Raw genomic sequence first — 9973 nt, forward strand, 5'->3', positions numbered from 1 at the left:
TATGACTTCTATAAGGAAGCAGAGCAGGGTGTACGTTTAGTACTTTCAGGTGTTCGAGGGCATTTTAGAATTTCAAGGATGTAATATGCATTATGATCAAGACACAATGAGTATTTTAATCGATGAAAGTACTGTACCGGATGTAAACTCACATACGATGCATAGTAGTTCATTGATTAAACCACTAAAGAAGAAACTAAAGGCATATATTGCCGATATGGATGAAAGAATTGAGTGCAAGGAATATATGAACATTGGGTTCCTCGTACAGAATGATCCTCATTTTGAAATGGGTAGTGTTCATGAGTGGACTTTATTTGATGAGGGGAAATATATTGTCATAATCGACAAACACAAACAGTACCAGAAAGGATTATATTTCTGGGTTTATACAACAGGAATTTTAAATGATAGGGATGATAATTGAACTAATTAAATCTGGTATTGGATTGTTTCAAAAGAAGCAATCTAGTGATGCCAGTATTGCAGAAACAAAGACAGAACAAGTAAATGAAACGAATCGTGAAGAAATACGGAAGGGTGGATTAAGCTATCGTACTGTTTTAGGGTATGTATGTGCCGTCATTATATTGTATTCTTACGTCATTGTGCCAGTACTGGACTACTTCGGAATAGTTGTGTTTCAGATGCCAATAGGTGAGATCTTCAAGGTTATCGCGTTACTGCTTTCTGGTGGTTTCTAACATGCAGCACAGGCCACGGCTTGTGCTTTCACTACAGATGAGATTTAAAATGATGGTGTATTATTCACCATCATCAAGTTCATTTAGATATTGAGCCAGAACATCTCCGTGACAAGCATAGGGTTTGCAATGGCAGCCTAAAGTGTGGCCTCTTAATGCTTTTAATTTTTCTTTAAACTCGGCACCACCTTTAAGATAATCCCGGTCAAAATCATACTTGAACTTTCGTATTACTTCATCACGATCACCATCAGCACCTATAGCGTAAGGGTTGCCCCAAAGAGTACCTCTACCGCAGTATGTGTCGAAATGTTCCCCTCTATCTTTATTTGATACGTAAGTGATTTTATCTTTAATGTATCGGACGGGTATTTTTTCAGATAGAATTTCGTTAGGAACGATAAACTCAGGTTTAAATGCAGAATCAAAGATTACAGCATGAGTTAAACCGACGGATAAAGGGGCCGCTAAAACTTCAGGTGGAAGTTTGTTCAGCACGTCAGCAGAAAAATACTGATTAATAAGATTATGATGGTCTTCAAAATAAAATACTTGATAGTCTTCTGACTTAGAAAAAATGCGAGAAAGTTTACGTTCAAACTTTCCTTTTGATGCAAAGTCAGGATGACACATTATCAGTACTTTCATCATAGTAAGTGCTTAACCTCAAAATCAGTATCCCAATGGCTGTTCAAGTACTCTATCACAAGACGACGATGGCAGTGATGGGGTTTGTGTTCACTACATAGCAAACAGCTATCTTTGATGACAGACTGGTCAATACGCTCAATGTTTCTTTTTGCCATTAAGTTCATGAAGTTATCTTCATAAACCTCCCATGAGACATTGCCTTTTTTATAGGGATCTAACATCTCCTTAGTTGGGGCAAGGTCAGGCAAATGGACATAACCTACATTGCATAGTTCTTTTAAGAAGTACTTCAAATCGTTCTTCTTAGCAAATCCCGCAAGCTGAGAAACATTATTGAGTCGGACATCGATTAAAGTTTTCAAGTCAGGTTGGGATTTTATTAGGTTAAAGAACTTTTCTGCAGTTTTTTCAGTGAAGCCAATTGAAAATACTTTCATTATAATATGTCCGCAATGATTTTATAATGGAAACCGTTAAAAACATCTAAGGCTAAGCTGACAGTAACATATGCATTAGGATGTATGTAAGTTCCTAAATCTTTCTTTTTGTAATGTTCCCGCCAATAGATATCAGTAACTTTTAAATTATAGCAAATTTCATTGTATGTAAATTCCCCACGCACCTTGAAATTGTCATCCCATTTAGAAGTATAAATTGTTAACTTGCCAACATGAATGAAGTAAAGACTATGGTTAAGCTCTCTTGCTTCGACAGGTGATACTTGGTCATGCTTACCACCACCTGATTGATTGTTGTTGAACCACAAAGTTTCAGGAGTATCGCATAGTTCGTCTAAAGAATCGTAATCATAGTCATCAACGTGTTTCCAGTAATAACTACTATCGATAGTGTGGTTTTCAGTTTGAAAACGTTGAGGATTTGGCTTTAGAAAGGTAGCGGATATTATATGAAGTGTAGTGGCAGTTGTACCATCCTCATATTCGCAATCCTTATCATTAATACTTCCAAACTTATTGATGGGCCTAATCCATTCACTAATAGTTCCATCTTCTTCGATTATCTTCCCAGCGATGCAGTAGTCGTTGTTCTTCAATGATTTACTAAGACAAACAAAAGTTTTATCTACCATGCCTCAACACTCATTAGTTTAGTTTATCTTAACCTACCATCAGATTCATCCTAAATCAACCAAGTCACACCTCCCACAGTGCATCTTTGGTGGTTAAAGGTGAGTACTGTCAGCAACTTTAATGTGCTACATCTCTGGAATACATTGTACGGTAAGTTACATCTGGTTTATCATTGGGTTAAATGGTAGTAGAAATTACTTTCGGCAACCCGCGCTACCCGATCGACATTCCCGCCGTCGCGGCGGCGGCGGCCAAATACGAGGTGGCGCTGGAGCTGAATAACTCGTCGTTCACCCACTCCCGCAAGGGCAGCGAGGCCAACTGCCGGACGATCGCCGCCGCGGTGCGCGATGCCGGCGGCTGGCTGGCGCTGGGCTCGGATTCGCACGTCGCCTTTTCGCTGGGTAACTTTGAGCACTGCGAGCGCATTATCGAAGAGGTGGGCTTCCCGCAGGAGCGCATTCTCAACGTTAGCCCGCGCCGGTTGCTGGACTTTCTCGAGCGGCGCGGCAAGCCGGCGATTGCGGAATTGGCTGATTTGTGACATCGTCCCGGCAAAATTTTCCGTATTGTATAAGGCATTATCATGAATGAGTTTTCCATTGTCTGCCGCGTGCTGGGTACGCTGTTCTACCGTCAGCCGCAGGATCCGCTGCTGGTGCCGCTGTTCGCGCTGATCAAAGAGGGCAAGCTGCAGCAGCACTGGCCGCTGGAGCAGGATGACCTGCTGAAGCGCCTGCAGCAGGGCTGCGACGTCAACCAGCTGGCGACCGACTTCAACGCGATGTTCGTCGGCAGCGAATGCAGCGTGTCGCCGTTCCGCTCCGACTACGTCGAAGGCGCCAGCGAGGCGGAAGTGCGCACCTTCCTGCAGCAGCGCGGCATGCCGCTGGCGGAGGCGCCGGCCGACCATTTCGGCCAGCTACTGTTGGCGGCGTCCTGGCTGGAAGATCAGTCGCAGGAAGATGAAGCGCAGGCGCAGATTGCCCTGTTCGACGAGTTCCTGCTGCCATGGTGCGGCCGCTTCCTCGGTAAAGTGGAAGCGCACGCCACCACCGCTTTCTACCGCACGCTGGCGCTGATGACCCGCGACGCCATCCAGGCGATGCGCGACGAGCTGGCGGAGTACGAGCAGGACGACGAAGCGGGCGACGAAGAAGCGTAACGCCGCAGCTCATCCCGGCGGGCCGCCCGGCCCGCCGATCCGCTAAACACAGGTTTGCATCCCCCAGACGTAAATTGACAAAAGTTCCCCTAATCTGGCGGTTTACCGTCGGTTCGGCCGCGCCTGCGCGCCGCGCTTTTTCACGCAAGGGGTAGATGATGAAAAGTAACTGGATGCAGCAGATTCAAACGTTGATCGGGCAGAAGGCCGGCGCGATGGGCGGAGCGGAAGGCATCGGCAAGCTGCTGGCGCCCACGGCGCTGGGTGGCCTGGTCGGCGTGCTGTTGGCCAACAAATCCTCGCGCAAGCTGGTGGGCAAGTTCGGCAAGAATGCGCTGATCGTCGGCGGCAGCGCGGCGGTGGGGGCGGTGCTGTGGAACAAGTACAAGCAGCGGGTGAAGGAGACCCATCAGGGCGAACCGCAGTTCGGTTTGCAAACCACGCCGGTGGATCTGCGCGCCAAACGCCTGGTGCAGGCGCTGGTGTTCGCCGCCAAGAGCGACGGCCATATCGATGCCGACGAGCAGCGCGCCATCGATCACAGCCTGGCGCAGCTGCAGGTGGGGGAGGAGGCGCAGGGCTGGGTGCAGGAAGCGCTCGATCAGCCGCTCAACCCGGAATTGATCGCCCGCAGCGTGCAAAACGAAGACGAGGCGCTGGAGGTTTACTATCTGAGCTGCCTGGTGATTGACGTCGACCACTTTATGGAGCGCGGCTACCTCGATGCGCTGGCGCAGGCGCTGAAGATCCCGGCGGACGTCAAGCAGGGCATCGAGAGCGACGTCAACGAGAAAAAACGCGAGCTGGCATAGCGCCGCTTGGCAAGCCGGGGGGAATCGTGTCACTCTTGCCGCAATCTATGTAAGCGGATGATTTAGCAATGATGACCCCACCGAAAGCGGAAAAACGCCCTTATCCCATCACCATCCATGGCGACACGCGCGTGGATGACTATTACTGGCTGCGCGACGACGAGCGCGCAGACCGCCAGGTGCTGGACTACCTGCAGGCGGAGAACGCCTACACCGATGCGATGCTGAAACCGCAGCAGGCGCTGCGCGAAACCCTGTACGAAGAGATGGTGGCGCGCATTCCGCAGCAGGAACATTCGGTGCCTTACGTGCGCCACGGCTATCGCTATCAGACGCGCTATGAGCCGGGCAACGAATACGCGATTTCCGTGCGCCAGCCGCAGGCCGAGAGCGAGCACTGGGAGGTGCTTATCGACGGCAACCAGCGCGCCGAGAACCACGAGTTTTACACCCTGGGCGGGCTGGACGTCAGCCCCGACAACCAGCGGCTGGGGGTGGCGGAGGATTTCCTGTCGCGCCGCCAGTATGACATTCGCTTCAAGAACCTGGCCGACGGCAGCTGGGCGGACGAAGTGCTGGAGAACACCTCCGGCAGCTTCGAGTGGGCCAACGACTCCTCGACGGTGTACTACGTGCGCAAGCACGCCAAGACGCTGTTGCCGTATCAGGTCTATCGTCACGTGGTGGGCAGCGATCCGCAGCAGGACGAGCTGATTTACGAAGAGCGGGACGATACTTTCTACGTCGGGTTGGAGAAGACCACTTCCGAGCGCTTTATCCTGATCCACCTGAGCAGCACCACCACCTCGGAGATCCTGCTGCTGGACGCCGATCGTGCGGACGCCAAGCCGCAGCTGTTCGTGCCGCGCCGCAAGGATCACGAATACGCCATCGATCACTATCACCAGCATTTCTACATCCGCTCCAACAAGGACGGCAAGAACTTCGGCCTGTACCAAAGCGAACAGGCGGACGAAGCGCAGTGGCAGACGCTGATCGCCCCGCGCGTCGACGTGATGCTGGAGGGCTTCAGCCTGTTCCGCGACTGGCTGGTGGTGGAGGAGCGCAGCGCCGGCCTGACGCTGCTGCGCCAGATCCACTGGCAAACTGGCGAAGAGAAGCGCATCGCCTTCGACGATCCGACTTACACCACCTGGCTGGCGTATAACCCGGATCCGGAGACCGCGCTGCTGCGCTACGGCTATTCGTCGATGACCACCCCGACCACGCTGTACGAGCTGAACATGGACAGCGGCGAGCGGACGATGCTCAAGCAGCAGGAAGTGAAGAACTTCACGCCGGAAAACTACCGCAGCGAGCGAGTGTGGGTGAAGGCGCGCGACGGCGTCGAGGTGCCGGTCTCGCTGGTGTATCGCCAGGACAGCTTCCAGCGCGGCGCCAACCCGCTGATGGTGTACGGCTACGGCTCCTACGGCAGCAGCATGGATCCGGCGTTCAGCGCCAGCCGCCTGAGCCTGCTCGATCGTGGTTTTGTGTTCGTGCTGGCGCACATTCGCGGCGGCGGCGAGCTGGGGCAGCTGTGGTATGAAGACGGCAAGCTGTTCAACAAGCAGAACACCTTCAACGATTTTATCGACGTGACCGAAACGCTGGTCGCCCAAGGGTACGGCGACGGCAAGCGGGTGTTCGCCATGGGCGGCAGCGCCGGCGGCCTGCTGATGGGGGCGGTGATCAACCAGGCGCCGCAGCTGTTCCACGGCGTGGTGGCGCAGGTGCCGTTCGTCGACGTGGTGACCACCATGTTGGACGAGTCGATCCCGCTGACCACCGGCGAATACGACGAGTGGGGCAACCCGAACGAGCAGGCCTATTACGACTACATCAAGCAGTACAGCCCGTACGATCAGGTGAAGGCGCAGGCATACCCGCATCTGCTGGTGACCACTGGCCTGCACGATTCGCAGGTGCAGTATTGGGAGCCGGCCAAGTGGGTGGCCAAGCTGCGCGAGCTGAAAACCGACGATCGGCAGCTGCTGCTGTATACCGACATGGATGCAGGCCACGGCGGCAAGTCCGGGCGCTTCAAGGCCTATGAGGATATTGCGCTGGAGTACGCCTTCATTCTTGCGCTGGCGGAGTAACGACGAACGGCGGGCGGCCAGCGCCGCCCGCCTTGTTAGCCAATCAGATAGTATTTCAGCGTGTGCTTCATGTCCGGGCTCAGATCGTCGATGGATTTCAGCATCCAGCGCAGATAGCCGGGGTCTTCCTGGGCGATGCGATCGATCTCCTGCCCGCGATACTTGCCGAATTTGAACTTCTTCAGCAGCACCGGTTGTTCGGTGATCTGCACCATTTGCTCCGGTGTCCAGCCCGAATCCTTGATGATGCGTTGCAGCAGCGCGGCGGTGACGTAGCAGTCATACAGTGCGCGGTGCGGGTACAGCGTGGCGTCTGCCGGTAGCTGCACGTCCAGGTTCAGCGCGTAGCGCAGATATTGGTTGCCGTACTTGATGTCCGGATACAGCGTGCGCGCCAGCTTGAGGGTGCAGATCCAGGCGCCGTTCATCTCCGGCAGCACGCCGCGATCGAAAGCGGCGTTGTGCGCCACGTAGTAGGGGCTGCCCTGATAGCGGCCGATCGCCACCGCGATGCGCGGTTTGCCTTCCACCATTTGCTCGGTGATGTGATGAATCGCCATCGCGTCGAGGCTGATGGGGCGATCCGGGCTGACCAGATCGCTCATCGGGTTGGTTAACTGACCGTCGAGCAGATCGAGGGAGGCCACTTCTACCACGCCGCCGTCCAGCCCGCAGGTCTCGGTATCTATTACGCGTAACGTCATGTTTTCCTCCGCGTTGCCGTCAGCCCTCAGCTTAACCGGCACCGGCGGCCGTGCCAACCGTCGGAAGTCTTGTCGGCGATGATCAGACTTGAGGCGTCATCCGGCGCGGCAACCAGGAGCGCTCCCGTGTTATCCCAGATGGCGCTGCGGCCTGCCGGGATCCAGCCACCGGTCGGTGCCGCATGGTTGGCCATCAGCGTGACCATACCGTAACGCCGGGCATAGTCTGCCAGCGCTGCGCTGTCTTTCGCGTAACCGGCTTCAGATACCAGCACGCCGGCGGCATAAATGTGCGCACCCGCCCGTGCGGCGGCGCTCGCGTGGTCGGGCTCCGAAGTATCGGCACAGATAGCCAGCGCGATGTTGTGGTGATGGAGTTCCAGCAACGAGCCGCCATCGCCGGGCGCGAAGTATTGCTGTTCCGCGCCGTGCAGATGCTGTTTGGTATAGGTAGTCAATGCGCCGTTGGGGTGAAAGATCAAGGCGGCGATATGCAATGCCGGGCCACTGCGCAAAGGCGCGCCGACGATGATTGTCATCTGCCGTGATTGCGCCGCTGCACTGAGCGGCAGCAGGCGAGGATCGTCCAGCGTCAGCGCCAGTTCGGCAGCATTGGCCAACTCATAGCCGCTCAGCGACAGCTCGGGAAAAACCAGCAGCTGCACCTTCTGATCTGCTGCCTGCGCAACAAATTCAAGGTGACGTTCAAGGTTGCAGGCGATATTGGCCGCTGCAGCGGGGTATTGGGCGGCGGCAAGGGTGAGGCAGGACATCGGCCATCTCTCCAGTGAGGCAATAAAAAACCCGCCTTGGCGGGTTTAATGACGGATGGAAGGACGCTTACTCACCAGACGGATGCGCTTTTTTGGCGCGTTTCTCCGCACGTTTCTCAGCTGGGGTTTTCAACGGCTTCTTCTTCGCATTCTTTTTGCTATCCATTCCCTTACTCATGATGGCCTCTCGTTACCTATGATTGGGTGGCTTGCTCAGCCATTAACCGCCTAAAGCCAAGAGGATGCAAGCGGCAAAGTGCAGCTTTAGGTTAACCGGCTGTTTGTGCATGAAATTTTGTTTTTGGATGACCGGGTGCTAAAAACAAATATTACGTTATAATGTTACACTTTTGGTGTTGGGAGAGCGCAATGACAGTCATGACGTTACCGGATGCGCAGCAACTGCTGGCCATGCCGGATTCTGATTATATGAACTCGGTTCAACGGGCGTTTTTCCGCCAGCTGCTGCAGGATGAGCGGCAAAAGCTGCTGCTGCACATCGATGAGCTGAAAAAGGATATCGACGGCGGCGAAGCGACGGGCGATGAAGCCGACAAGGCGGCGCGCGAAGAGGATCTGCGCCTGCTGTTCCGCCAGTTGGATCGCGAAAGCCGCCTGCTGCCGAAAATCGATGCGGCGCTGGCGCGATTGCAGAACGGCGAGTACGGCTACTGCCGGGAAACCGGCGAACCTATCGGGCTGGCGCGCCTGCTGCTGCGCCCGACGGCGGAGCTGAGCATCGAGGCGAAAACCGCACAGGAGATGCGTGAGCCGCATATGCGCAAAGGTGGCTAATTGAGTCCCGCCGGGGGGCGAATGTGCCCCTCAACCGATCGGACCTGTGGGCATTTTGCAGGCAGGTCGTTGTGATTTTGAGCAAACGCGCGCCGAGTTCTCGGGGCGCGTTCGAGTTTTCGGGTTTTACCGTTGACCTGCCGGGCGGCTTCCGCTTTGATGAAAGCATGACTCACAGAGAGACGGAAAGCGCCATGGAACAATTACGAGGTTTGTACCCGCCGTTAGCAGCATACGACAGCGGTTGGCTGGACACTGGGGATGGCCACCGGATCTACTGGGAGCTGAGCGGCAACCCGAACGGTAAACCGGCGGTCTTCATTCACGGCGGGCCGGGCGGCGGCATCTCCCCGCATCATCGTCAGCTGTTCGATCCGGAACGCTACAAGGTGCTGCTGTTCGATCAGCGCGGCTGTGGCCGCTCCCGTCCGCACGCCAGCCTGGACAACAACACCACCTGGCATTTGGTGGCCGATATCGAGCGGCTGCGCGACATGGCCGGCGTCGATCAATGGCTGGTGTTCGGCGGTTCCTGGGGATCGACGCTGGCGCTCGCCTATGCGCAGACTCACCCTGAGCGCGTCAGTGAAATGGTGCTGCGCGGCATCTTCACCCTGCGCAAGCAGGAGCTGCATTGGTATTACCAGGACGGCGCTTCACGCTTCTTCCCGGACAAATGGGCGCGCGTGCTGTCCATTCTGTCGGATGACGAGCGTAAAGACGTGATCGCCGCCTACCGGCAGCGGCTGACCTCGGCCGATCCGCAGGTGCAGCTCGAAGCGGCCAAGCTGTGGAGCGTGTGGGAAGGGGAAACGGTCACGCTGTTGCCGAGCCGCGAATCCGCTTCGTTCGGCGAGGACGATTTCGCCCTGGCGTTCGCCCGCATTGAAAACCACTATTTCACCCATCTGGGCTTCCTGGAGAGCGATGACCAGCTGCTGCGCAACGTGCCGCTGATCCGCCATATCCCGGCGGTGATCGTCCACGGCCGCTATGATATGGCCTGCCAGGTGCAGAACGCCTGGGATCTGGCCAAGGCCTGGCCGGAAGCGGAGTTGCATATCGTGGAAGGAGCGGGGCATTCGTTCGATGAACCGGGCATCTTGCACCAGCTGATGATCGCCACCGACCGGTTCGCCGGCAAGTGACGTAAAAAACCCGCCGTTACGGCGGGGG

At 55.2% G+C, this 9973-nt stretch carries 12 protein-coding genes and 1 pseudogene; 8 read left to right on the plus strand and 5 right to left on the minus strand.

All coding sequences use genetic code 11. The features are described 5' to 3' along the window. Positions 1–85: 85 nt before the first annotated feature. Both HMPREF3138_RS03520 and HMPREF3138_RS03525 read left to right on the plus strand, forming a co-directional pair. The gene (locus tag HMPREF3138_RS03520) at positions 86–427 is read left to right on the plus strand and encodes a hypothetical protein (protein ID WP_070558794.1); all 342 of its coding nucleotides are present in this window, start codon (positions 86–88) and stop codon (positions 425–427) included. Continuing rightward, positions 408–704: a hypothetical protein gene (locus tag HMPREF3138_RS03525; protein WP_070558796.1), complete on the plus strand. Its 297-nt coding sequence runs from the start codon at positions 408–410 to the stop codon at positions 702–704. The genes HMPREF3138_RS03520 and HMPREF3138_RS03525 overlap by 20 nt, the downstream gene beginning before the upstream one ends. Before the next feature lie 60 nt (positions 705–764). On the opposite strand, the gene HMPREF3138_RS25065 is transcribed toward HMPREF3138_RS03525, so the two are convergent. From HMPREF3138_RS25065 to HMPREF3138_RS03535, 3 genes are read right to left on the minus strand one after another with little or no spacing between them, the layout of a single operon-like run. Next, entirely contained in the window at positions 765–1355 is a 591-nt protein-coding gene (locus HMPREF3138_RS25065; protein WP_083301459.1) for a DUF4326 domain-containing protein, read from the minus strand. Then, entirely contained in the window at positions 1352–1792 is a 441-nt protein-coding gene (locus tag HMPREF3138_RS03530; protein ID WP_070558798.1) for a DUF488 domain-containing protein, read from the minus strand. Before HMPREF3138_RS03530 ends, HMPREF3138_RS25065 begins: the two co-directional genes overlap by 4 nt. Beyond that, the gene (locus HMPREF3138_RS03535; protein ID WP_070558800.1) at positions 1792–2445 is read right to left on the minus strand and encodes a dual OB domain-containing protein; all 654 of its coding nucleotides are present in this window, start codon (positions 2443–2445) and stop codon (positions 1792–1794) included. Before HMPREF3138_RS03535 ends, HMPREF3138_RS03530 begins: the two co-directional genes overlap by 1 nt. A gap of 203 nt (positions 2446–2648) precedes the next feature. Here HMPREF3138_RS03535 and HMPREF3138_RS03540 point away from each other — a divergent pair. The 4 genes and pseudogenes from HMPREF3138_RS03540 to HMPREF3138_RS03555 all read left to right on the plus strand — a co-directional run. Further along, positions 2649–2990 (plus strand): annotated as a pseudogene (locus tag HMPREF3138_RS03540) (phosphotransferase); the annotation flags it as partial. Positions 2991–3032: 42 nt separating this feature from the next. Then, positions 3033–3611 carry a TorD/DmsD family molecular chaperone gene (locus HMPREF3138_RS03545; protein WP_038875853.1) on the plus strand — a complete coding sequence of 193 codons (579 nt, stop codon included), beginning with the start codon at positions 3033–3035 and terminating at the stop codon, positions 3609–3611. Between the two features lie 158 nt (positions 3612–3769). Further along, a complete protein-coding gene (locus HMPREF3138_RS03550; protein ID WP_038875883.1) occupies positions 3770–4423 on the plus strand; it encodes a tellurite resistance TerB family protein in 654 nt (217 codons plus the stop codon). Between the two features lie 68 nt (positions 4424–4491). Then, positions 4492–6525, plus strand: a complete 2034-nt coding sequence (locus HMPREF3138_RS03555; RefSeq protein WP_038875852.1) for a S9 family peptidase — start codon at positions 4492–4494, stop codon at positions 6523–6525. A 35-nt stretch (positions 6526–6560) separates the two neighbouring features. Here the strand turns inward: HMPREF3138_RS03555 and exoX are convergent, their stop codons facing one another. Both exoX and HMPREF3138_RS03565 read right to left on the minus strand, forming a co-directional pair. Beyond that, positions 6561–7229 (minus strand): exodeoxyribonuclease X, encoded by a 669-nt coding sequence (gene exoX / locus HMPREF3138_RS03560; protein ID WP_004928833.1) that lies wholly within the window; start codon positions 7227–7229, stop codon positions 6561–6563. A gap of 26 nt (positions 7230–7255) precedes the next feature. Continuing rightward, positions 7256–8002 carry a carbon-nitrogen hydrolase family protein gene (locus HMPREF3138_RS03565; RefSeq protein WP_038875851.1) on the minus strand — a complete coding sequence of 249 codons (747 nt, stop codon included), beginning with the start codon at positions 8000–8002 and terminating at the stop codon, positions 7256–7258. Between the two features lie 369 nt (positions 8003–8371). On the opposite strand from HMPREF3138_RS03565, the gene dksA reads away from it, so the two are divergent. Both dksA and pip read left to right on the plus strand, forming a co-directional pair. Further along, entirely contained in the window at positions 8372–8797 is a 426-nt protein-coding gene (dksA, locus tag HMPREF3138_RS03570; protein ID WP_038875849.1) for an RNA polymerase-binding protein DksA, read from the plus strand. 194 nt (positions 8798–8991) lie between these two features. Further along, on the plus strand, positions 8992–9945 hold the full coding sequence (gene pip / locus HMPREF3138_RS03575; protein WP_038875880.1) for a prolyl aminopeptidase: 954 nt from the start codon (positions 8992–8994) through the stop codon (positions 9943–9945). Positions 9946–9973: the final 28 nt, after the last annotated feature.

Source organism: Serratia sp. HMSC15F11 (assembly GCF_001808215.1).
In the GTDB taxonomy this organism is placed as follows: Bacteria; Pseudomonadota; Gammaproteobacteria; order Enterobacterales; family Enterobacteriaceae; genus Serratia; species Serratia nevei.